The sequence below is a fragment of the Sporomusa sp. GT1 genome (assembly GCF_014634905.1).
Classification (GTDB): Bacteria; Bacillota; Negativicutes; order Sporomusales; family Sporomusaceae; genus Sporomusa; species Sporomusa sphaeroides.
Window position 1 is genome coordinate 39,039 of the sequence record NZ_BMBX01000017.1, and the last position, 22,031, is coordinate 61,069.

General features: G+C 45.0%; 21 protein-coding genes. 8 read left to right on the forward strand and 13 right to left on the reverse strand.

Annotated elements, in window-relative coordinates; translation table 11 throughout:
• Positions 1-254 precede the first annotated feature (254 nt).
• Positions 255-2,978, forward strand: a complete 2,724-nt coding sequence (locus GT1_RS16515; RefSeq protein WP_188399635.1) for a PAS domain S-box protein — start codon at positions 255-257, stop codon at positions 2,976-2,978.
• A gap of 5 nt (positions 2,979-2,983) precedes the next feature.
• On the opposite strand, the gene ppsA is transcribed toward GT1_RS16515, so the two are convergent.
• From ppsA to GT1_RS16530, 3 genes are all read right to left on the reverse strand, one after another.
• A complete protein-coding gene (ppsA, locus tag GT1_RS16520) occupies positions 2,984-5,587 on the reverse strand; it encodes a phosphoenolpyruvate synthase (RefSeq protein WP_223226314.1) in 2,604 nt (867 codons plus the stop codon).
• A gap of 136 nt (positions 5,588-5,723) precedes the next feature.
• Positions 5,724-6,371: a Vat family streptogramin A O-acetyltransferase gene (locus GT1_RS16525; RefSeq protein ID WP_188399636.1), complete on the reverse strand. Its 648-nt coding sequence runs from the start codon at positions 6,369-6,371 to the stop codon at positions 5,724-5,726.
• A gap of 355 nt (positions 6,372-6,726) precedes the next feature.
• Positions 6,727-8,004: a Y-family DNA polymerase gene (locus tag GT1_RS16530; RefSeq protein ID WP_188399637.1), complete on the reverse strand. Its 1,278-nt coding sequence runs from the start codon at positions 8,002-8,004 to the stop codon at positions 6,727-6,729.
• Positions 8,005-8,341: 337 nt separating this feature from the next.
• Between GT1_RS16530 and GT1_RS16535 the strand changes: the two genes are divergently transcribed.
• On the forward strand, positions 8,342-9,691 hold the full coding sequence (locus GT1_RS16535; RefSeq protein WP_188399638.1) for a cytochrome ubiquinol oxidase subunit I: 1,350 nt from the start codon (positions 8,342-8,344) through the stop codon (positions 9,689-9,691).
• Between the two features lie 13 nt (positions 9,692-9,704).
• Positions 9,705-10,949, forward strand: coding sequence for a cytochrome d ubiquinol oxidase subunit II (gene cydB / locus GT1_RS16540; protein ID WP_188399639.1), 1,245 nt, complete (start codon positions 9,705-9,707; stop codon positions 10,947-10,949).
• A 28-nt stretch (positions 10,950-10,977) separates the two neighbouring features.
• Here the strand turns inward: cydB and GT1_RS16545 are convergent, their stop codons facing one another.
• The 5 genes from GT1_RS16545 to GT1_RS16565 all read right to left on the reverse strand — a co-directional run bounded on the left by GT1_RS16545 (position 10,978) and on the right by GT1_RS16565 (position 15,577).
• The gene (locus GT1_RS16545; protein ID WP_188399640.1) at positions 10,978-11,406 is read right to left on the reverse strand and encodes a hypothetical protein; all 429 of its coding nucleotides are present in this window, start codon (positions 11,404-11,406) and stop codon (positions 10,978-10,980) included.
• Positions 11,407-11,505: 99 nt separating this feature from the next.
• Complete coding sequence (locus GT1_RS16550; RefSeq protein ID WP_188399641.1) at positions 11,506-12,795, reverse strand: ArsB/NhaD family transporter; 1,290 nt, start codon at positions 12,793-12,795, stop codon at positions 11,506-11,508.
• Between the two features lie 605 nt (positions 12,796-13,400).
• Positions 13,401-14,132, reverse strand: coding sequence for a DUF169 domain-containing protein (locus tag GT1_RS16555; RefSeq protein WP_188399642.1), 732 nt, complete (start codon positions 14,130-14,132; stop codon positions 13,401-13,403).
• A gap of 239 nt (positions 14,133-14,371) precedes the next feature.
• Entirely contained in the window at positions 14,372-14,797 is a 426-nt protein-coding gene (locus GT1_RS16560; protein WP_075756759.1) for a MarR family winged helix-turn-helix transcriptional regulator, read from the reverse strand.
• Positions 14,798-14,965: 168 nt separating this feature from the next.
• Entirely contained in the window at positions 14,966-15,577 is a 612-nt protein-coding gene (locus GT1_RS16565; RefSeq protein ID WP_223226315.1) for a DUF1836 domain-containing protein, read from the reverse strand.
• Positions 15,578-16,047: 470 nt separating this feature from the next.
• On the opposite strand from GT1_RS16565, the gene GT1_RS16570 reads away from it, so the two are divergent.
• Positions 16,048-16,380, forward strand: coding sequence for a CGGC domain-containing protein (locus tag GT1_RS16570; protein WP_223226323.1), 333 nt, complete (start codon positions 16,048-16,050; stop codon positions 16,378-16,380).
• A 42-nt stretch (positions 16,381-16,422) separates the two neighbouring features.
• Complete coding sequence (locus tag GT1_RS16575; RefSeq protein ID WP_188399644.1) at positions 16,423-16,560, forward strand: hypothetical protein; 138 nt, start codon at positions 16,423-16,425, stop codon at positions 16,558-16,560.
• A gap of 139 nt (positions 16,561-16,699) precedes the next feature.
• Here the strand turns inward: GT1_RS16575 and GT1_RS16580 are convergent, their stop codons facing one another.
• Complete coding sequence (locus GT1_RS16580; RefSeq protein ID WP_188399645.1) at positions 16,700-17,110, reverse strand: cupin domain-containing protein; 411 nt, start codon at positions 17,108-17,110, stop codon at positions 16,700-16,702.
• A gap of 160 nt (positions 17,111-17,270) precedes the next feature.
• On the opposite strand from GT1_RS16580, the gene GT1_RS16585 reads away from it, so the two are divergent.
• Positions 17,271-17,492 carry a hypothetical protein gene (locus GT1_RS16585; RefSeq protein WP_188399646.1) on the forward strand — a complete coding sequence of 74 codons (222 nt, stop codon included), beginning with the start codon at positions 17,271-17,273 and terminating at the stop codon, positions 17,490-17,492.
• The gene (locus tag GT1_RS16590; protein ID WP_188399647.1) at positions 17,480-17,680 is read left to right on the forward strand and encodes a hypothetical protein; all 201 of its coding nucleotides are present in this window, start codon (positions 17,480-17,482) and stop codon (positions 17,678-17,680) included. The genes GT1_RS16585 and GT1_RS16590 overlap by 13 nt, the downstream gene beginning before the upstream one ends.
• Before the next feature lie 128 nt (positions 17,681-17,808).
• Here the strand turns inward: GT1_RS16590 and GT1_RS16595 are convergent, their stop codons facing one another.
• The 4 genes from GT1_RS16595 to GT1_RS16610 all read right to left on the reverse strand — a co-directional run bounded on the left by GT1_RS16595 (position 17,809) and on the right by GT1_RS16610 (position 20,431).
• Positions 17,809-18,528 (reverse strand): MBL fold metallo-hydrolase, encoded by a 720-nt coding sequence (locus GT1_RS16595; RefSeq protein ID WP_223226316.1) that lies wholly within the window; start codon positions 18,526-18,528, stop codon positions 17,809-17,811.
• Between the two features lie 298 nt (positions 18,529-18,826).
• On the reverse strand, positions 18,827-19,363 hold the full coding sequence (locus GT1_RS16600) for a pyruvate kinase alpha/beta domain-containing protein (protein WP_188399648.1): 537 nt from the start codon (positions 19,361-19,363) through the stop codon (positions 18,827-18,829).
• A gap of 5 nt (positions 19,364-19,368) precedes the next feature.
• On the reverse strand, positions 19,369-19,698 hold the full coding sequence (locus GT1_RS16605; protein WP_075756754.1) for a TIGR04076 family protein: 330 nt from the start codon (positions 19,696-19,698) through the stop codon (positions 19,369-19,371).
• 58 nt (positions 19,699-19,756) lie between these two features.
• Positions 19,757-20,431, reverse strand: a complete 675-nt coding sequence (locus tag GT1_RS16610) for a TMEM165/GDT1 family protein (RefSeq protein ID WP_188399649.1) — start codon at positions 20,429-20,431, stop codon at positions 19,757-19,759.
• Positions 20,432-20,838: 407 nt separating this feature from the next.
• Here GT1_RS16610 and GT1_RS16615 point away from each other — a divergent pair, with 407 nt between their 5' ends.
• Complete coding sequence (locus tag GT1_RS16615) at positions 20,839-21,969, forward strand: HD-GYP domain-containing protein (RefSeq protein ID WP_223226317.1); 1,131 nt, start codon at positions 20,839-20,841, stop codon at positions 21,967-21,969.
• Positions 21,970-22,031: the final 62 nt, after the last annotated feature.

Consider the following 22,031-nt stretch of genomic DNA (forward strand, 5'->3'; position numbering starts at 1 on the left):
TGATGTTTCGGTGCGGCAGCGGAAAATGTTCCCCTATTAAATGATTCCATAATTCTCCACCGCCCGCGAATCCAGGCGCTACCTGGCTTTACGGGCGGTGTTTTCTTTTGATGCGTAGGCAGAGGTTTACGGCACTAACCAGCTCCGCAAGTAAACCGCAGAATCGCAACGTACATAGTGCACCGGAGGGATTTTGCAAAACATTGCAGAATATAAGAGCAAGAAAATGGAATATCACACTAGGGGGGCCTCTAATGAATTCCCAAAAAATTTCGAGAATACCAAAAATAGGGTTAACTGTCGAAAAAATCCTGGAGAGCACCACCGACGCCTTTTATGCGGTAGATGCCGACTGGCGCTTGGCGTATATCAACCACAGGATGGAAAAATGGTGGCAACGTCCTCGGGAAGAGCTTCTGGGAACCGTGCTCTGGGACCTTTTTCCGGAGCCTGAGACCGTAGGCTGGAAAATGCATCACCGAGCTGCCTGCGAACGCATTGCGGTCCATTGGAAAGCATACTCTCCCAACCTGAAAGTTTGGGTTGACGCCCACGCTTATCCCACATCAGACGGCGGCATCGCCGTCTTTTTCCAGGATATCACCGAACGTACGCAGGCGGAAGCAGAACGGGATCAGCTGCTCTCTCAGATTGCGGAGGAGAAGGATTGGCTAAGAGCTATCCTGGGCAGTATTGACGACGAGGTGTGGATTGCCGACATGGCGGGTAAAGTGACATTTTTGAACCCAACTGCCCAAAAGGCGCTTGGTCTGCAGTCCAACGGCATGCCGATAGCAGAAATTGTGAATGTACTGGAGATTTTAGAGCCTGACGGAACACCCCGTCTGCGGGTAAACACGCCTTTGCTCCGGGCGCTCAAAGGCGAGACCGTCAACGGCGAAGAAATCATACGGCATTTGAATTCAGGCGAACTGAGGTACCGCAGGTTTAACTGTGCGCCAATAAAGGATCGCCTCGGCAATATCACCGGGGCTGTCGCAATATGCAGGGACATCACCGAAGAAAAGCGAACCGGGCAAAAGCTGAAGGACTGCGACGAACGGCAGCTATTCCTTTTAAAATTGAGTGACACACTGCGTCCATTATCTGCTCCGATTGAAATCCATGGCGCCGTTACCCGCACAGCCATGGACTACTTTGGCGCAGATAGATGCTACTACTGTGAGATCGAGGATGATAACGCAGTCATCCGGCAGGATGCTGCCTGCGGCGCTCTGCCGTCGATTGCCGGTGTATATCCCCTTAGCAACCTCCCTATCCATAAATCCCTTATAGCTGCCGGTCAGCCTTTTACTGTCCGTGACGTGCATACATCAGAGCTAGTGGATGAGAGTCTCAGGCAGCTCTGTATTCAATTGAAAGTAAATTCCTATCTTAATGTACCGGTGGTAAAGGGCGGGAAACCTGTTGGAATTCTTTGCGTTACACAATGCAGCCCCCGTACCTGGACAGACCCGGAAGTGGAATTGGCTATGGAAATCGCCGAGCGCGCCTGGGCTGCGGTCGAAAGAGTGAGGGCTGAGGAGGCGCTGCGGGATAGTAAAAGAAAATACCGCGATCTTTTTGACTCAATCGATGAAGGGTTCTGCATCATTGAGGTCTTGTTTGACGATAATAATCGCCCGCTTGATTACCGCTTCCTTGAAGTAAACCAGGCTTTCGAACGGCAAACAGGGCTTTTAGACGCTGCAGGTCGTTGCATGCGGGAGATAGTTCCAGACAATGAACAATACTGGTTCGACATTTATGGGCGCATTGCCCTCACCGGTGAATCTACCCGTTTTCAGGAGTCGTCTGTAGCCCTTGGCCGTTTCTACGACATCTACGCCTTCCGGGTCGGGAAGCCTGAACAGCGGCAAGTGGCTATCCTGTTCAACGACATCACCGTGCGCAAACAGATGGAGGAACTTCTGCTACGTCAGTCTGAAGACCGCTTTCAGCAGATATTCCAGAAAAGCCCTGATATAATTACTATTGTCCGTATAAAGGATGGCCAATATATTGATGTCAATCAGGCGTTTGTCGATATTCTTGGATACAGCCGCGAAGAGGTCGTTGGCCGGACACCTGCAGAATTAAATATTGTGGCAGATGATAAGAATTGTATTGCCAACGTATATGAACCTTCCTGCCAAAAGAGCAAGCTGCAAAACTTCCCGGTGAATTACCGGGCAAAATCCGGTGCAGTCATCAACATGTTATGCTCAACAGATCTCATCAAGCTCGGCGTCGAAGAATGCAGACTAATGATACTAAAGGATATTACCAAAGACAAGCAATTGGAAGCCGAGCTACACCGCCTTGACCGGCTGAACACCGTCGGCGAGATGGCTGCCGCCATCGGTCACGAGGTGAGAAATCCTATGACCACGGTGCGCGGCTACCTGCAAATGATGCTCAAGAAAGAATACGCCACATACCGCGAGCAATTAACTACCATGATAGAAGAACTCGACCGGGCCAATACCATTATCAGCGATTTCCTGTCCCTGGCTAAGAACAAGACTGCCGAGATGAAAAAAAACAATCTAAATGCCGTCATTAGCGCGCTGGTGCCGCTGCTGCAGGCGGAAGCCCTTCATACCGGCCACCAGCTTACTATCAATGCGGGTAACGTTCCGGATTTTGTCATGGATGCGAAGGAAATCCGGCAACTGCTTCTCAACCTAACCCGCAACGCCTTCGAAGCCATGAAGCCCGGCTGTGAGCTGACCATTACAACCAGCTTCGCGAACGGAAAAGTGGTGCTCTCGGTCCGCGACAGAGGCAAAGGCATACCACAATCAGTGCTGAACAAGCTGGGTACCCCCTTCCTGACTACCAAGGATAACGGCACCGGTTTGGGGCTTGCGGTCTGCTACCGTATCGTCGAGCGGCACGGTGCGAAGATCGATGTGGAGACTTCGCCGGCAGGAACGACTTTTATCATCAGTTTTCCGACTGAAAATATCCAATAAAGCACTTATAGGATTTCTACATACCCTTCTGTTCCATGCACACGAATCCGCTCTCCATCTTTTATCAGCTTGGTAGCATTTTCTACTCCGACAACTGCCGGTAAGCCATATTCACGGGCGATTACTGCTCCGTGGGTCATCAGTCCACCAACTTCGGTGACTAGTCCTTTTATGGATACAAACAAGGGTGTCCAGCTGGGGTCAGTAAAAACGGTAACCAATATATCTCCATCTTCCAGTTCAGCATCTTCCAGACTTGGGATGACCCGTGCCCGTCCTTCTATCACTCCGGCAGAAACAGGCAGCCCGATAATAGCTTGGGCGGGGAGATTTTCTCGTTTGTACTTACCTGTGATGATTTCGCCATCAGACGTAATAACACGTGGGGGAGTTAGTTTTTCATATACCTTGTACTCGTCTTTTCGCTGGCTGATGATCAGATAGTCCAGTTTATTGGTGCGTACGGTTTCGCGAAGTTCCTCCAAAGTAAGATAGCAGATATCTTCTTTGTCCTGAATAACGCCTGCTTGCACCAGCTGTTCGGCTTCTTTCAGTAAGGCCTGCTTATAAACGAAATAGCGATTAATCATTCCGTACTTTGGATATTCCCTAAACCCGCTGAAGTTCCGGATCAGGTCGATCATTCGTTTTGTTTCTTCGGCTTTTTGTTCACCATCCGGTAATTGCTTCAATCGGTCTAATAACTCCTGTTCTTTTTTCAAAGCTTCTTGTCGCCCTTGCTCAAATTTCCGCTTGCTGGCATTAGGCTCAAAGTTTTTGATATTGCTGAGAATCATGGGGACAAGTATAGTTGGCTTTTCACTCCAGCGAGTTTTCGTAATATCGATTTCCCCGACACATCGCATTCCGTATTTATTGAGATAAGCATAAATGGCGTCTTGGGTTGCCTGACCACCATCAAATTTAACTATTTCCTCCAAAAAGTCATCTTCTGTTATATGTTGCAAATACTCGATTATTTCCGGATAAGGACGAATCACATCTGCAACATCTAATAGTTCCAGACCCATTTCCGAAGTAATATTGTTTGGTACAGATTGAGAAAGTGTGTCGGCTGCGTTTTTTTCACCTAACCACTTCAGCATGGTTTCATTGATCCATGCTGAAGCCTCCATAGCAGCTATAATCACGGTCAAACTTTGTGAGTCAAATAAAATCTTCTTTAACTGCGGGATATCTTCCAGGATAAAGTCAAATAAATCTGAGCCTGATTTTGTTTGAATATTTCGTTTTAGCTCTGCTATCGATGCTTGACTACGCTTAATCAAATCAGAAACAATGGTCGGATCGTATTCGCTTTGTGCAAAAGAACCCGAAGACGGCATATCTTGCTTGTTGTTACCGGAACTTTGGTCTTTGTTATCAGCCGGTGATGATTTTATGAAATCTCCCCGCTCAATTATGGTCATGAGTGCGTCTTTTATGAGCGGATCGGAGTGTCCCATAGCCTCTAATAAAATGTCTCTGCTATCGGATGAAGCCAGATTATCTGTGACATCAACAAACAACCTTCCACCAGCTTTACGCATGGGTGCTTGAGTCGTTAACAGAAAAAAAGATAATCCCAATGGCTTCATGGGATCGATCATCATTTGTTGATGACCGACAGATACATAGACGTGATTTTCCTGGGTCTTCGCTTCAGGGATGGGGTATAAAGTGGTGATTGGCCGACTCTGGACAATATAAAAGCTATCATCAGCCAGACACCATTCAATGTCCTGGGGATGGCCGAAATGTTCCTCGATCTTTCTGCCCATGCGCGTGAGGCTCAAAATCTGCTCATCTGTCAGTACTTGGTTATTCTGCCGTTCAGGCGGGGTCTCCTGCACTTGCGTACCGCCAGCTTTTAAGGCATAAACAGCCAGCTTCTTGACGGATATCTTTTTATCGATAACCTTGCCGTTACACACTTTATAGATATCGGCATTCACCAGGCCGGAGACCAAGGCCTCGCCAAGGCCGAAGCCGGCATCAATGGATAACACCTTCCTATTCGAAGTGAGGGGATCGGCAGTAAACAAAATGCCTGCCGCCTGTGGGAAAACCATTTTCTGAACAACCACAGACAGGTGGACTTTACGGTGGTCGAAGCCGTTTTGAAGGCGGTAAGTTACTGCCCTTTCGGTAAACAGCGATGCCCAGCACTTGCTGATATGCTTTAGGATTGCCTCCTTGCCGATAATGTTCAAATACGTATCCTGCTGGCCGGCAAAGGAGGCTGTCGGTAAATCCTCTGCCGTGGCGCTGGATCGTACTGCATAGGCATCTTTTTCACCAAGTCTGGAGAGAAAGCCAGTGATGTCTTCACTAATATCTTTAGGGATGGCTATCGCTTCGATGATTTGGCGAATCCTGACGCTGATTTCAGCGATTCTCTGTCTGTCGTCTGCCTCTAGAAGGGACAATTGACCCAGCAATAGGTTAAACTCAGGCGATTGGTCAATTATTCTTTTATACGCTTCGGTAGTAACGCAAAAACCATCCGGTACCCGTATCCCCTCAATCCTTGATAGCTCCCCCAGGTTAGCGCCCTTGCCACCGATTGCCATAAGCTTTGTTTTATCAATCTCCTGCAAACCAAGCACATACGAATTCGTACAGATTCCCCCTTCGCTGTTTGTTATCAAAACCAATCAGGCAGCCGCATTTACCAGGCGATAAACGCTTGCAGTCTCTATGAGAGTTATTGTTGCAGACCTGCCAATTCTAGTTTCTGCGCCTTTAATTCACCAACAACTTTTTAACTGTAACAATATCATTACCGGAAACCAATAACTCAAGATTATTAAATATCTTTTGCTCATCCCAATTCCACCATTGAAGCTTTAACAACAGTTCAATCATTTCGTCGCTAAATCTCTTTTTTATCAATCGGGCCGGGTTGCCGCCGACGATCGCATAAGGTTCTACATTTTTTGTTACGGTCGCATTGGCGGCAATAATTGCGCCGTCACCAATCTTAACTCCCGGCATAATCGTAACCTTCTGCCCAATCCATACATCATTGCCGACCACTGTATCCCCTTTAAACGGCAGCTGCTCCACGGCAGGTGCGGCCTTCTCCCAGCCGCCGCCGAAGATATTGAACGGATAGGTTGTAATACCGTCCATACGATGGTTCGCTCCATTCATAATAAAGGTTACACCTTCAGCAACAGCACAGAATTTCCCAATGATTAGTTTATCCCCAAGAAACTCATAATGATGCTGGATACATTCGTAGAAATTCTCGGGAGAGTTTTTGTTGTCACTGTAATACGTATAATCGCCAATCTCCACATTTGGCTTAGCTGGCAGGTTCTTGATATAGCAAACTGTTTTAATATTTTCGTTGGGATATAGCTTGGTTTTATCTGGCGCTATCGGCATATTGGCACTTCCTTTCAATTCGTCTATCTCTTTACGCCGCAAAGGGCACCCTGGTTATCCATCAAGCAGTAAGCCCTTGAATAGAGGGCATGTCTTTTGCTTTAATCAGTAATGCCATTATAATCCTCCTGTTAAATCGCAGTTTTGTCGCTTACCGCAGGAATATCCTGCGATTTGAACAGGATTATGAAAAGATATAGTACAACCTGTTACCTCCTAGTATTCTTCATCTTATTCTTGTGTAATCATTTTCTTAACATCATACACATGCTTATAGTTATCCAGGCAATAAAAAATGCAGGCCACAAGTCCGCAATGCGGGCTTTGGTCTGCATAATCAACGAGAAAAAGACGATCATTCACTTTTTCCTTTATGTCCGCCCACATAATCTGCCCGTTCAAGGAAGGTTCCACCAGCCATCGACCCAGCATAAAAGATCGTTTTTTTGCCAAATCGCTGCCGAAGTTCATCTATTACTCTATCTATAGCATGGTTCTTTTCTGCTCCTGCAAAAAACAGTTCCAACTGCTCATGTCCTTGTGAAACGATTTTCCCAGCAGTAATATTTACCGATCGTACCGGTTCACCCTGCCACCGCTCACAAAACTCCTGGCGTGCCGCTTCACTAATGATATCTGTTGAGTGTTCCGGGCGAATCAGCTTAATTCGCGCAGTAAAACCTGACCTGAAATTCCGATCCGAATACCCTATTCCCAAATATATCTCCTGGCATTTTTCCTGGTGCTTACGCAGCCTGGCGCATACGTCTCCCACCATTTCCTTGATGATCATTAGAATTTCTGCTTTTACATAATAATCCCGCATTAATATCTGGTTTTTACTATAGGATTTACTTTTCGGCCGTTCCTTCTGGCTAATGATGCTGGCATCCAAGCCCCATGCGTGGTAATATAACTGCAACCCCATTACGCCTAGAGTTTTCTGCAGCCACACCGGATCGGCGTGAGCCAGCCCCTCAATCGTATAAATGCCCATTTGCTTAAGTTTCTTATCATATCCTCTGGATATGCCCCAAAACGCAGTCAGCGGCTGTATTTTCCATACTGTTTGCGGCACCATTTCATACGTCCATTTTGCCATCCACGGCGGACGCTTTTTAGCTTCATTATCCAGGGCCAGCTTTGCCAAAAGCGGATTATCGCCAATGCCTATCGTCACAATAAGACCTAACTCGTCCTTTACCGTCTTTAAGATGGCCTCCGCAATCGCTTCCGCCGGTCCAAACAAATTTAGCGATGCGGTAACATCCAATATAGACTCATCAATGCTATAAACGTGCAGATCTTCATCTGTTACAAAGCGGCGGAATATATTCTGTATCGCCTGGTTCATATTGATATACAGCGCCATATTTGGCTCTACTACCATTATCGGCGAATGCTTGGGAATTTCAAAGAGTCGATTTCCGGTCTTGATATTATATTCCAATTTAACCCTCGGACTGCTGGCCAGTACAATCGCACCGGCTCTCCTTACATCCGATACTACAGCAATATAGGCTTCCAGTGGGTCAAGCCTCCGTCGCACCGCCTCTACGGACGCAAAGAATGACTTTGCGTCAATGCACAATACGCTCCTGCGGGGAAAACGAGAAAAATCAACGAGCCCCATCGCTTTTGTCTTCTTTCTCTTTCATCTGCTCGTTGTGCTCAGACAGGAGCATTCCCGCCCACTTCACCATACACCGGTCGACGTAAACTATCCGAGCCATCTGCCGGTAAATAGGGATACTCAGTAAATCGATAGTATGATCGCTCATCACAGCCACCTCCATTTACATAATACCAGAACATATGTTCTGTGTAAATGTTGATGGAGGTGTTAATTTTTGCTAAATTGAATGGACATAAAGCCAGTTAAGATGATTTCAGCCCGGAAGCCATTGCCTCATAGAAAATACCAAAAGAGTAAATACTTAAAAGAAACGTTCTTACACTAAGAGGGCACCTTGGACGATACCACACTGATATTGGCAAGATTACAATTTGGCCTTACGCTGACATACCATTTCTGGTTTGTGGGGCTTACCCTCGGGTTATCCATCTTAGTAGCCTTGATGGAGACATTTTATGTTCGCCTGGGAGAGCAAAATTACAAGTTAATGGCAAAATTCTGGGGCAAGTTGTTTTTGGTCAACTATGCTGTCGGCATCGAAACCGGCCTTGTCAACGAGTTTCAGTTCGGTATGAACTGGTCAGAATACTCCCGGTTTGTCGGCAGCGTATTTGGGCCGCCTTTAGCGTTTGAAGCCTTAACCGCGTTCTTCGTGGAATCGGTGGCAATTGGAATATGGGTGTACGGCTGGAACAAAGTTTCCCGGCGTGTCCACCTTAGCCTCATCTGGGTGGTGGCGGTAGCTGCCAACTATTCGGCGTTCTGGATTCTGTCAGCCAATTCCTTCATGCAGCATCCTGTGGGCTACGTATTTAACAACGGACGCCTGGAACTGAACGATCTGGCAGCGTTTATAACAAATCCGTATCTCTTCTATCAATATTCCCACACCGTTCTATCCGGCCTAGTGCTGGCCGGATATTTTGTTATGGCTGTCAGCGCATACTACCTGCTGCGCAGGGAGCATCTGGACTTATTCCTGCGATCTTTTAAAATAGGTCTGGTATGCGCCATGATATCTACTGTTTCAGTTGTTGGTACCGGTCATTTTTATAATCAGTATCTTGCGCATACCCAGCCCATGAAGATGGCGGCCTCGGAGGCTCTGTGGGAAACCATCGAGCCAGCCCCATTCATTTTCTTCGCACTGATCGATGAGCAGAATCGAAGAAATACTTATCAATTAGCGCTGCCGTCGGGACTCTCCGCCTTGGCCTATAATAGTTTAAACGCTCCCGTGACAGGGATGAATGACCTGCAGGCCGAGTTTGTAGAAAGGTACGGTCCAGGATACTATATACCGGCGGTGACGCTTTTATTCTGGAGTTTCCGGGGCATGGTCGCTATCGGCTTCTGGCTGGTTTTTCTTACCGCTCTCAATGCATGGTATTGCCGAAAGCAGCAGCTCGAATGCAGTCCGGGTTTGTTAAAAGCTACGATGTGGAGCCTCCCTCTGCCGTACCTGGCTAGCACCATGGGCTGGATAATGGCTGAGATGGGCAGGCAGCCTTGGCTTGTCTACGGGTTGCAGTTGACGCAGCAAGGCGTCTCTAAGGTCGTGTCTTCGGCAAGTATATGGACCTCTTTACTAGCATACGCGGTGGTATACGCCGGCGTCGCTTTAGCAGCCCTTTATATTGCTCGTAAAATTATCCTTAAAGGCCCTGGCAACGCCCAGGAATAAAACAGGTGAATCAATGGATTTAAACACGGTATGTTTTATCATGTTCAGTTTTTTGCTTTTGGGTTATCTGTTATTGGAGGGCTTTGATTACGGCGTTGGCATGCTTCACCCTTTCCTTGGCAAGTCGGAAAGTGAGAAACGAGCAATACTCCAAACCATAGCTCCCGTATGGGAAGGAAATGAAGTCTGGCTAATTGCCGCCGGCGCAGTACTGTTCGCCGGCTTTCCTGACGTTTATGCCACTTTATTCTCCGGGTTATATCTTGCGTTGCTGCTTATCCTCGTGACGTTGATTCTGCGTGGCGTAGCCTTTGAATTTCGTAATCAGGATAACAACCCGGCGTGGCGGAAGTTTTGGGATTGGAGCATATTTCTCGGCAGTATAATACCCGCCTTGCTCTGGGGAATCGCCCTTGCCAACCTGCTGTACGGATTACCCATAGACGGTGAAAAGCAGTATGTGGGTACTTTCGGCGATTTACTAAGCATATATTCACTGACCGGTGGCCTATTTTTCACCCTCCTGTTCCTGCTCCATGGAACAGTTTTCCTCACCCTGCGATTGGATCATCGCTTTACGCCGCAGGTCAGAAAAATCGGTCTCACTACCAGTAAGTACGCAATACTTTTGTCTGCAGGATTCATCCTCCTGTCATTTCTGCGTACCGACCTGACAGCAAAACTTGTTCCTGCCGTGGCCTTGGCCGCACTATTCTTAGCGTTACTTTTTTGCTGCCGGTACTTAAAGGATCACCAATATGTACTCAGTTTTATTTTTAGTACCACTGCAATTATTTCCACTGTTGCTGCCATCTTCACCGGCTTGTTTCCCAGGTTGATTGTGTCCAGCCTGAACCCTGATTGGAGCCTCACTGTTTATAACTCGGCTTCTAACCCTTTAACCTTAAAAATCATGGCTGTCACAATGGCAATCGTGTTACCGGCTGTGCTTGCATTCGAGATTTGGAAATATCACATTTTCAGAGAAAGGGTAAATATCAACAACGCTGCTATTGAGTCACATAAGCTATTATGGGAACAATTGCATTGGCAATTACAGCAATTAATAACGCATTCACGTAATCTTATTACTATTATCAATAAAGGAAAGAAAACCTTAGATAGTAGTGTGAATAGCCTTGACAAAGTTCCGGAAACAGCAACAGCAAATGAGCTGCAGAAATTCCGGGAGTTAATATGCTACGGTCGTCAAGTGGCACAGCTAGTCGCCAAGATGATAAATAGATTGAGAAACTAAGGGATACTTACTCTTGACCGCAGTTTCATTAAACCTCTCGAACCAGTTTTTCTACATCATCGATTAATTTTTTCAGGCATGTACATGCCTGTTCTTCTTCGTGTCCAGCTAACGAGAATAAATTTTCTATCCTCCGCCCATACTCAGGCGGTTTGACCTGAAATCCGTCAATCATGCGGACAGCTTTTTTCTCATTGATACAGTACTCACCGTTGAGTGCGAACAGTACCTGGTTAAGACAGGAAACCGAACGGACCAGATGCGCTGCTACATAATACGCATCATGCTTATTTTTGTTCTTATCAGCAAACATATGAGAAAATCCGGCTTCAAACATAAAAAAGCGAATTATTGCCTCCCTCATGTTCTGTGGGTAAGGCTGGGTTTTATTCTGCATCCCCATAATAGGGGTCAGAGTATTGCGAACCGATTGTAATATGGGTTCTATTTGATCCATTTTCATTTACCTCCCAAACAAGCTTCTCAAAGCCTTAAGGACTATGAGAAGCTTGTCAATTACTGTTTATTAAGGCTATTATATAATTTAAAATTGAACCTACACCGCCAGATAGCGAATATATACATAAACAGTCGCTATAAGTACAGATAGTAACATTATCGGAAAACCTATGAAAAAAAATCGCATAAACGAAATATGGACTCCCTCTTGTGCAGCTAATCCTACCACGATTAGGTTTGCGCTGGCACCAATTAAACTGCCGTTTCCACCAAAACAAGCCCCTAATGCTAAACTCCACCACAAAGGTTCTAAGTTCGCAATTCCCATTAACCCCATGTCCTGAATCATTGGTATCATTGTAGCAACAAATGGGATATTATCCACAAATGCGGAGGCAATTGCACTTAACCACAAAATCAAGATAGCCGTAACCTTAATATCCCCACCGGTAAACGCGATGGCACTTCGAGCCAAACTACTGATAATCCCTGTTTCGATAAGACCAGAGACTACTACAAAAAGACCTACAAAAAAGAAAATTGTAGTCCATTCTACTCGGCTAAAAGCATGCTCAAGGTCATGATCGGTTTTACTTGTAAGCAATAACAAGATAAAGGCTCCCCCCAGTGCTACTGTTGCCGACTCCAAGTGAAGAAGCTGGTGTAGAAAGAAGCCGAGGATAGTTAGGCCTAACACTATTAAACTCTGCTTTAGAAGAACTTTGTCTTTTAATTCCTTTTTTTCATCCAAACTCATAAGTCCTGATTTTAACGCCTCTGTAGTCTTAAGCTGCTTACGATATATTAAGAGTAAAATAATCAGGGTTATAATTAAAGTTACCGCTGAAATGAACGCCAAATTATTAATAAACGACATAAATGAAAGCTCCTTTACCGCACTGCCGATCATAATGTTCGGAGGATCTCCAATTAGAGTAGCCGTACCACCAATGTTAGATGCGATAATCTCGGTAATGAGATAAGGTTCAGGATTGACTTTTAACTGCCTAGTGATGCTAAGGGTTACTGGAACCATCAGCAATACAGTTGTGACATTATCAAGAAGTGCAGAAGATACAGCGGTAATGATAGCCAATAAAAAAAGAATTTTTAAGGGGTCTCCCTTTGCTTTTTTTGCAGCTACGATGGCTATATATTTGAATAATCCCGTTTCACCTGTTATGGCAACAATAATCATCATACCAGTCAATAAGCCTAATGTATTAAAATCGATATGATGAAGTGCAGTTTCCTGACTAACAACCCCCAAGGCCAACATGATTATGCCACCGATCATTGCTACAATAGTGCGGTGTACTTTCTCAGAAATAATAAATGCATAAGTCAATAAAAATACACTAATTGCCAAGATTGCTTGTTTTTCCATAATTCATCCTCCTGTCTCATTGTTATCATCCCCCAAAAAAACAAAAAGGAACCCGTTGTGAACAGGCTCCTCCAAAAATCCAAGGGATATTCAATTTCCTAATATATACTATATCGTAAGGTACGATGAATAGCACATCAAAATAAGCATTTAATCATGGATGCTTATTCCTCTCAAAACACATAAAGGCTCCTCCAAGCACTCCTACCAATGCCATGAATAGCGCTCACCTCTGTTATTATTTTCCAGAAAAAACAATAAAGAGCCTGTTGTTGAACAGACTCCTCCTAGAACCCCAATCAATATTTACTTTTAGATAATTATATCATATCTCACAATAGAAACGCAAGCCTCTTTGCCGGCGTCATGACCTACAAGCTACTACACCCTCGTTCCGGCTCACGATAGCCAAGCAAGGCTGTATAATAAATCACTTAGATAACAACCCTCATAATACTCTTACAACTGTAGTTGTCATAACAATCACAGTTGTAAGAGTAACCTATTTTATACTACCATATACGAGGCAGCCCGTTAGCTTGATAGTCATAATCTTTAGCCTGCAACAAGCGAACTGTTTTGCAATGATAATATTCCAGCAGAGACTAGAGACGTTTGGCGACTTTACTCCAAGCTTCTTTGTCGAGAAAACTACCATGAGCATTGCTTTCCATCTCTTTAAATAGACTTAAAGGCATACTAAAAGAGAGCAAATCGGCATCAATAACAGGACGAGCGGAAATATCAATCATTCCTACTATTGCATTAGGTTTCTCTTGGGCCGCTTCACTCCAAGGTAATAAGCAGGTTGAGTGGCAGCCTGCCGCAAACGGAATTTTGACGCTACTTTCTGATCGGCCATAATTAGCCAAGACCACCATGGCAGATAACTGATCGGGATTCACATAAAATACAATAACCTCTGGTTTTTCCTTATCTTCGTCTACTTCTGCCAGCGGCTTAAATACCACATACTGCTCAGGTATATCAGTTATCGGCAGGTGATCTACAAAGCTTTGAGCCATTGCCGGTGTCTTTTTATAGGCCTCGCCAGGCGGGTATCCCTCCCCACTTCCGGTAGAAAGAAAATTAGTAATACCGCCTGGAAAGCCACTGTAGAGATTTCCCAACCCTAGTCCAACTCCACCACCTAGACATCCAAAAGTTTTACGGCTAAATACAACTGTCCTGCCTTTAGTCGCTGCTGTAAGCATTGCCGCTACACAACCCCATTTTTGCTCGGCAAATTCGAGTGCTTTTTCAGGCTTTTCATTGGTAAATAAAACAGCTACAGGCGAGTAACGAAGCTTTAGCCTACTTGCCAGTTCACTTTTCATAGTCTGTTTTCCTCCTAACATTATGCATACTTTTTCGCAGGGCTGTCCTGACCTTCTAAGAATTATTTCTCCCTTCCTCCCTTTTTATTCGAACCGTTTTGCACAGTGCATCCTATCATCCCCTTTCTATTTAGCTGCAACTTCAAATAACACAAAACAGCATATTAAAATTCATACATTATAATGAATATACTATTTACAGTTATAGTTGTCATGACAACTATAACTGTAAAAAAAACCTATTTAATATTATAGTAAATTTGATTTAACATATTTTTCAATTCTGTCACTTTATGTTCATCGATTCCTGTTGTTGCTTTATCTAATAGTTCTTTAGCCCTGGGAATTAATTGTTCCCTCACTGCCCACCCTTTGTCAGTCAGAAATATTTGAAAAGCCCTTTTATCTACAGGATGAGGTTTTCGGACAATCAATTCTTTCATTTGTAATTTCTCTAAAATGCGATTTGTATTGGGTTTATCTTTGTCGATTCTGTCTGACAACTCTTTAGGGGTAACACCTTCTTGTTCCCATAAACAATTAAGTATGGCCCATTGCTCTGGTGTAACATCGTATTCTTTGAGTCGTTGCAGCAATTCATTTTTGAGTTTTGCATTCGTCTTATTTAAGATAAACCCCAAGGAGTCATTCAATTTAAATTCCATTTATACCACCATCATGATTGTTGTGACAACTATATTATACTTATTTAACAATTTTTAGTCAACATGTACCTAATTTCCATCTATGAGAGCTGATGATGCGCTACAGCTTGTCCGCGCTATACTGCCGCACCGGCACGCCTTGGACACGTTGTTGTTGACATGCCGCTTTTATTCTTCCTTGCCGGTAAAAAAGGTATCAATCATTTTCTCTGCCAGACGTTTCGAAGCATTGGCCTGAGCAACCAGCATCAAGATGATTAAAAGAAGCTCAGCCGCATTCCGGTTAGTTGTTTCTATAGCAGCTGTTTTGCTCTCTATATATTTGACTTTTTCCTCAAAAGTATCGTAGAATTCTGCGAACTGTTCCTTTCTTAACTCCAGGAAGGTTATGTATATCTCTTGGAGAGGAATAACATCATCATCAGGGGTATTAATATCGTTCAAAATAGGGGCAAAGATTTTTTTGATATCACTAATTGAAAGAATGCTTTTTAATTGGGAAATCAATATTAGAAGCATAATATGCTGTCTTCCATATTTTCGATTTTGAGGCGGTATCAACAGTTGATCTTTGGTATAATTGTTGATCATGGTTTTTGTTAGACCCTTGTCAGCTGACTCTCTTTTTAGCCAATAAAGCCTATTGTTAAGAAACTCTAATAGCTGGTCCATATAAAGATTTATATCAGGGATATCGTCCACCTGAATATCTTCGGTCAGGCCAAGACTTTCGATGATCGTTTGTATGGTTGCCTTGTTATATTCCATGATTATATCCATTCCTTTCGCTCCGTTCCAGGCACAAAACAGAATAAAATCCCTATTTGTTTTGGGGAACCAGTCTGTAGATACACACCGGGTGTTAGACGGCCCCTAATTAAAAATATATTCCATATAACCTTCTCTATGACACGAATAAAGCGATTAACTGCTATTATGCAAAATGATATGCAGTAGTTTCTTGTTTTAGAAACTACTGCATATCATTTTGTTTACTATGTTACCCGGTATGTCGCACGTTGGTTTTGTATATACAATGTTTCGTGTTTTATTATCCATTATATATATATTAGTTAAACAAAAAAACGAAACGAAAAAGAGAGTAATTTAAAGATAACATGTGTTTTTGGCGAAATACAGTCACTTTGGCTAGTTACTGTGAATACTATATCACGACAGGACGAATTATCAATGCTAGCGCAAACTTAGCGGAAATTTAAATTGAAAGGGAGAGAACATCTTTGGTTAAAGTGGGATTTATCATTTGTCCGCACTGTAGCGACATGACTTGGGAAACAAAAGAGTTTGCAGCAGTAAAAACAGGAGCGGGTGCATTTAGAAATTTAGGCCCGGCTGCAGTAGTTGGCTGTATTGCCTGCGCTGGGTGTCCAGGCAAGCAAGTAGTAAATAGAGCTAAATTATTGATAAAATGTGGCGCCGATATAATTGCGATGTCCTCTTGCATGAGCAGTACTGCCGCTGATAAAAATGCCTGTCCTTATTATGAGCATATCCTGGAAGAACTGTCTAAAAAGTTAAGAACGACGATTGTTATTGACTGCCGTAATGGCGTTGGCGCTTAACCTGTCAGTAAACACACAGATTTCATAAATGGAGGTATCTACGTGAGTATAGAGGAAATAGTCTTATTAATTGCCGTAACTGCCGGTTTGATAGGGGCAACGATTTATCGCAGCAACAAAATGCTTGGGAAACTAAAAATCACGAATACGGATAGCAAGAAAAAAGAGTCGAACCGCTGAAGTGATCCTAACAAAAAAGTTAAACAAAGTCTTTATCGGTTTGGCAAAATACATGGCGAATAAATCACCCGGCGTCCAGAGTGCCAAATCCCCAACCGTGTAACCGGTCTGCACATCCCATTCTTTCTTATTCTGTCTCCTATTTCAAGTGACTATATTCTTCATCACTGACCGCTTCCAGCCATTCATTGGCGGTCTCATCTCCCGGCACTTCCACTGCAAGATGGGCAAACCAGCTATCTTTGGCCGCGCCATGCCAGTGTTTGACACCGACAGGGATGTTTACTACATCTCCGGACCCTAGTTCCTGCGCCGGCTTCCCCCACTCCTGATACCAGCCTCTGCCGGCAGTGCAAAGCAAAATCTGTCCGCCGCCTTTTGCAGCTCGATGAATATGCCAATTGTTGCGACAGCCCGGCTCAAAGGTCACATTGCCAATCACAACATCGCTTGTGGACAGCATATTCAAATAACTCTGTCCAACAAAATACCGGGCATACGCTTCATTCTTTTCCCCCATAGGAAATACGCTCAACTCTGCTGTTTTCATCTTATTGAGTTCTCCTCCTGCTCTTGCGTGTTCTGTACTATAATCGGCATGTAATTTCACCGCCTTATGGTGATAGGATAGCACTTAGAGTTAGCACCAAGTCAAGCATTTTATAGAAATTTTGCCGTAAAATGAAAAGGTAACTTCGTGATGGGCCCTATTGGTAGGCGTTGTATGGCTCGGGGGAAAATGGCGCTGGAACCATCTGGCAGGGCTTTTGGTAGCAGGCATCGGGATGGCAATTATCGCTTCTCAACAGGGCGGTGAGATGACGACAGCCGGATTTTGGCTGGTTACAGCCGCCGCTGCTTGCTGGGGTGTGGGCAATGTCATTATCGCCGGACTACTCAAGGTGTACCGGCTTTTCCTATGCTGTCGCTGATTGTTTGGATAGGTTTTTTAGCTATTCTTCCGTTAGCGGTATTGTCGTTGCTGCTGGAAGGCTACGATTCCTGGCTGTCAGCCTGGCAGGCACCTACCTGGACAGGCATTGGCTCGCTTATTTATTTGGCTTTGATGGCTAATTTGTTGGGTATGGACTATGGGGAAAACTGCTTTCCTGGAATATAGGCAAAAAGTCTGAAATCTCCTGTTGATGCCGATGCCAGTTCCTCATTGTTCAAAGCCTATGAAGTTAGGTGCCACCTGCTTCATAGGCTTTATTCCCCTCTTACCTGGCCGCATTACGAGCAGTTTGGTTATGTCGGTGAATAAATGCCTCCATGATAGCAGTAATAGGTCTTGGCTTTCATTGCAAGTAATTTCTCCATTGATTCTGCGGCCTGTTCAATATCCAATGTAAATTGAGGGTTTGCGATAACAGGCAAGCCATTCTCTAAAGCAATGGCATCACCGGTTATAACAATCGAAGCTTCTTCCATGAACAGCGAAATATGTCCGGGCGTATGCCCTGGGGTTGCAATAACTTGGCAACCTCCGCACCAATTCAAGTACTCCCCATCATGTAACATTCTGTCTACATGAACCGGCTCAACCCTGCGAAGCATCTCACAAAATGCCTTTCCAAACGCCTGCTGGTCGGGTGGAAGGGTCATTTGCATTTCTTCTGCCTGACAAAGCCGCAGCGGTTTTTCCTGTGCGGAAATAAAGGGTGCTTCCTCCGCTGAACTGTATATTTGCAGTTTGGGATTCACTCTTTTCAATGCGGCAGCCGCTCCTATATGGTCGTGGTCATGATGGGTCAGGACAAGTCCTGTCAGTTGCTGTAGCGAAATTCCATGTAACAGCAATTCCTTATCAAGCATGGGGGACGAACCAATGAATCCGCCATCAACCAATATAATATTCTGCTGATCCCACAGCAGAGTGGGGTGTATCGTGTTTTGAGTATCGCCAAATGGCATAGTTATGGTCAGCGGCAGAATTTTGTATCGCATTTTACGGATTTTCTTTGCCATAAATAGTCTCAATCTCCTTTCGATAACGCCACAACCTTACTGAAAGGCCTTCATCCGTCTTATCGTCAGCATGTGCTGCGATGTTGTACGTATAAGTATTTGTGCTCCGCTTTGTTTCCATTCAGATGAATCCATCCAGCAGACTGCCGCCACTCAAGGTAATAATGGGAATCAAAGTTATTTTCCCCCCTGACAAAGTGTAGGTGACAAAAAAGGAGCGTCCCTATTGTCTACTATTGTCTATAACGAACAGGCACGCAGGACAAATTCCTGCGTGCCTGTTCGTTATAGTTACTGCTTACGGCTTGCAAATAATTTCAGCGATATAGGTATCAAAGATATTGGCGGCATGGGCCGGACGTATGACCACCGCTGCATCAGCGCCTCGTCCGGTACCGCCAATGGCAATGATATCTTCACCATAGGGGATCAGTCCGGCATCCAGCGCCATAACAGCAATCTCTACAGTAACTTTAACTCCCTGCCCAAACATTCTCAGCGTATTGGCCATAATTTCCACTGGATATGCCCCGCCGAACTTCCGGCTAATACCCCGTTCCGCCCCGGACAGTACATGGGTGGTTGTTAGTACTTTTACATTTTTACTCACTAATAGTTCCCGCTGCTCGGCAGACAATTCATTAACACCCGGCTCCTTAAAGCCATTGGCATGGGTAACGCAGACCACGTTTTCAATTTTTCCTGCCAGCAATTGAGCGGTTTTGCCGGTGTTGGAGGCTACAACAACGGACTTGATGCCATACTCTTTTGCTTTACTCAAGGCCAATTCCACCGTTTTCTCAGTATGGGCGTCACCTGCAGATTTCCAATACATGCTCATCACTCCTCTACATCAATACGTTCAATTTTAAAAATGACGGGACGAGTGCCGTCGTTACAACAGGCAATCATCATCTTTTCGTCATTTGTCCAGCCTTTCATAATCGACCCGCCCTGCAATGCTGCATATACATAACGGCTGATGGCATCCCATGCCTCTGAGCAAAATTTTCCATGCAGCATCCGGAAGAAATCATTGCCTTCCAGCAGAAACTCTTGACCTTCTTCAAAAAAAGGACATTTTCCCGACCGGGGATCAGCCAAATACTGTTCCTGCAAATCTTGATAGCATTCCTTGCGCAGTACGGTTATCTTACATTTGTGTTCCATACTCATGCTCTCCTGACATTTTATTGCCGAACGGCTAGTACCACATAGGAAAACGCCATTACTCGGCTTCCGGAGTAGGCTTAGAGGATTGATTGCCCCATTTCGCAACAAAATAAATTAAGGCTATGAGTACAGCAATAAATAAGCTAACGCGTGTAACACTTAAATATTCTCTCGGCAGGGCATCGTAAAGCCCGAGTATCCCAAAGAAAATAAAAATTAACGAAGCTCCCCATTTTACTATGCGCTCAGGAATTTGTTTGCCAAGTACAACGCCGATGAGAATACCTATTGCATTTGCAATCATCATCCCAATTGTTGTTCCCATCCATACCGGAACTATCTCATTGGGGAATTTAGCCGCCAACGCAACAGTCGCCAGTTGTGTCTTATCTCCCATCTCTGCGATAAAGAAGGCGACGGTGACCGTCCAAAACGGACTCATTGAACGTTCCCGGTCTTCTCCTTCAAGTTGATCTCCCCTGATTGTCCAAAGCCCAAACACAATAAATGATAGTGAGGCGACAATTTGGACAGTGCTCATCGGGACGTAGTTGGTAATATAGCTTCCTACTACTACAGCAAATAAATGGTTCAATACTGTCGCAACAAAAACACCACACATTACCGTCTGCCAGCGGTATCTTGTCGCAAAGGCCATCCCCAGTAATTGTGTTTTATCGCCCATTTCCGCCAGTACAACAAAGAGCGATGCTGTGATAAAAGCCTCCATGCTTATCCTCCTTTTTTACATACAAAAAACTTCGATACAACTATACCGAAGGTCTTCATAGAAATAAAAAAGGAGACACTTCTAGTATAGTTGCGAACTATACTAAAGGTCTCGCTAATTGGCTTGTACCAACAATAAGGCCAGGCTATTGCCAGTGTGTTGACCCTATTTCGCTAGCTACTCCCCTTTAGGAATGTTAAATTATTCTAATAATAGCATATCCAATTATACTTGTCAAATCGCTAAACCTTCAATTACACTCAACAAGACTATTGGTTCCAAACAATTAATGGTATACTTAACTTGTAAACTTTGACAAGCCAACAATCCATCTTATCCGGTCTGCCTGCTGCGGCAAGTGGCGGCAACCGCTATAAAAACTACCGAAAGGAGCTAGTTTTATTGATATGATGAACCATAATCCGATGCTTGCCGGAATAGATGCCTGCCCTCCGTCAATCCGGGTGATGGAAAAACTGCTCAAGGTTGTACAGCAGCTCTCCGCCACACACGATTTGCAATCTGTTATGGATATTGTCCGTCATTCGGTACGCCAACTTACCGGCTCCGACGGAGCGACTTTCGTTTTGCGTGACGGCAATTTTTGTTATTACGCGGAGGAAGACGCGATCAGTCCGCTGTGGAAGGGCCTACGCTTTCCAATGGAAATCTGCATCAGCGGCTGGGTCATGCAAAACCGTCAGCCCGCTATCATTGAGGATATTTTTGAAGACAAACGCATACCTATCGGCGTATACCAAAAAACGTTCGTGCGCAGCCTGGCCATGGTTCCGATTAAGTCCAATGATCCCGTCGGGGCTATCGGCTGCTATTGGTCGGAATCCCGCACTCCTACGCTGGAGGAAGTCGAAGTGCTGCAGGTGCTGGCCGACACAGCAGCCATTGCCATTGATAACATCGGCTATCGTGAAAATATCGCCAGTCAGGCCCGGCAATTGGAAGAAGCCATTGACGGAACACTGCTTGCTGTAGCTAGCATGGTGGAACTGAAAGATCCCTATACATCCGGCCATCAGCGGCGTGTAGGCATTATTGCCTTTGACATCGCCCGCGAGATGGGCTGGGACATCAAACGTTGCGAAGCCTTGCGCCGTGCAGCCATTGTCCACGATATCGGCAAAATCGGCATTCCCGGCGAACTGCTTGCCAAACCGGCCAAACTGACCGCACCGGAATTTGCCTTGATCCAGACGCACGCTCAAATGAGCTATGATATATTGAAGGAAATTAAGCTTCTGCTGCCGATAGCAGAAATTATCTGCCAGCATCACGAGCGCCTGGACGGCAGCGGCTATCCGCACGGCCTGACCGCAGAGCAGATTCTGCCAGAGGCCAGGATCGTGACTGTCGCTGATGTGTTTGAGGCAATGACTTCTCACCGGCCCTACCGTCCGTCACTGGGTCTGAAGGCTGCTCTCGATGAGCTTACCCGCCACAGCGGCACGCTGTACGATGCCGCTGCTGTCGCCGCCCTGGTACGGCTGATCAAGGAGAAAAACTACCAACCCCCGCAGTAGCGTTCACAACGAGACGGGTTACGGATAATCCAATGTGTCAAAAACACTTAGTATAATGAATT

Excerpts from the sequence above, each read along its gene's own strand:
- GT1_RS16515 (WP_188399635.1), top strand. The coding sequence starts at position 255 with ATGAATTCCCAAAAAATTTCGAGAATACCAAAAATAGGGTTAACTGTC.
- GT1_RS16525 (WP_188399636.1), bottom strand. The coding sequence starts at position 6,371 with ATGCCGATAGCGCCAGATAAAACCAAGCTATATCCCAACGAAAATATT.
- GT1_RS16530 (WP_188399637.1), bottom strand. The coding sequence starts at position 8,004 with ATGGGGCTCGTTGATTTTTCTCGTTTTCCCCGCAGGAGCGTATTGTGC.
- cydB (WP_188399639.1), top strand. The coding sequence starts at position 9,705 with ATGGATTTAAACACGGTATGTTTTATCATGTTCAGTTTTTTGCTTTTG.
- GT1_RS16545 (WP_188399640.1), bottom strand. The coding sequence starts at position 11,406 with ATGGATCAAATAGAACCCATATTACAATCGGTTCGCAATACTCTGACC.
- GT1_RS16550 (WP_188399641.1), bottom strand. The coding sequence starts at position 12,795 with ATGGAAAAACAAGCAATCTTGGCAATTAGTGTATTTTTATTGACTTAT.
- GT1_RS16555 (WP_188399642.1), bottom strand. The coding sequence starts at position 14,132 with ATGAAAAGTGAACTGGCAAGTAGGCTAAAGCTTCGTTACTCGCCTGTA.
- GT1_RS16560 (WP_075756759.1), bottom strand. The coding sequence starts at position 14,797 with ATGGAATTTAAATTGAATGACTCCTTGGGGTTTATCTTAAATAAGACG.
- GT1_RS16565 (WP_223226315.1), bottom strand. The coding sequence starts at position 15,577 with ATGGATATAATCATGGAATATAACAAGGCAACCATACAAACGATCATC.
- GT1_RS16580 (WP_188399645.1), bottom strand. The coding sequence starts at position 17,110 with ATGAAAACAGCAGAGTTGAGCGTATTTCCTATGGGGGAAAAGAATGAA.
- GT1_RS16590 (WP_188399647.1), top strand. The coding sequence starts at position 17,480 with ATGCTGTCGCTGATTGTTTGGATAGGTTTTTTAGCTATTCTTCCGTTA.
- GT1_RS16595 (WP_223226316.1), bottom strand. The coding sequence starts at position 18,528 with ATGGCAAAGAAAATCCGTAAAATGCGATACAAAATTCTGCCGCTGACC.
- GT1_RS16600 (WP_188399648.1), bottom strand. The coding sequence starts at position 19,363 with ATGTATTGGAAATCTGCAGGTGACGCCCATACTGAGAAAACGGTGGAA.
- GT1_RS16605 (WP_075756754.1), bottom strand. The coding sequence starts at position 19,698 with ATGGAACACAAATGTAAGATAACCGTACTGCGCAAGGAATGCTATCAA.
- GT1_RS16610 (WP_188399649.1), bottom strand. The coding sequence starts at position 20,431 with ATGGAGGCTTTTATCACAGCATCGCTCTTTGTTGTACTGGCGGAAATG.
- GT1_RS16615 (WP_223226317.1), top strand. The coding sequence starts at position 20,839 with ATGATGAACCATAATCCGATGCTTGCCGGAATAGATGCCTGCCCTCCG.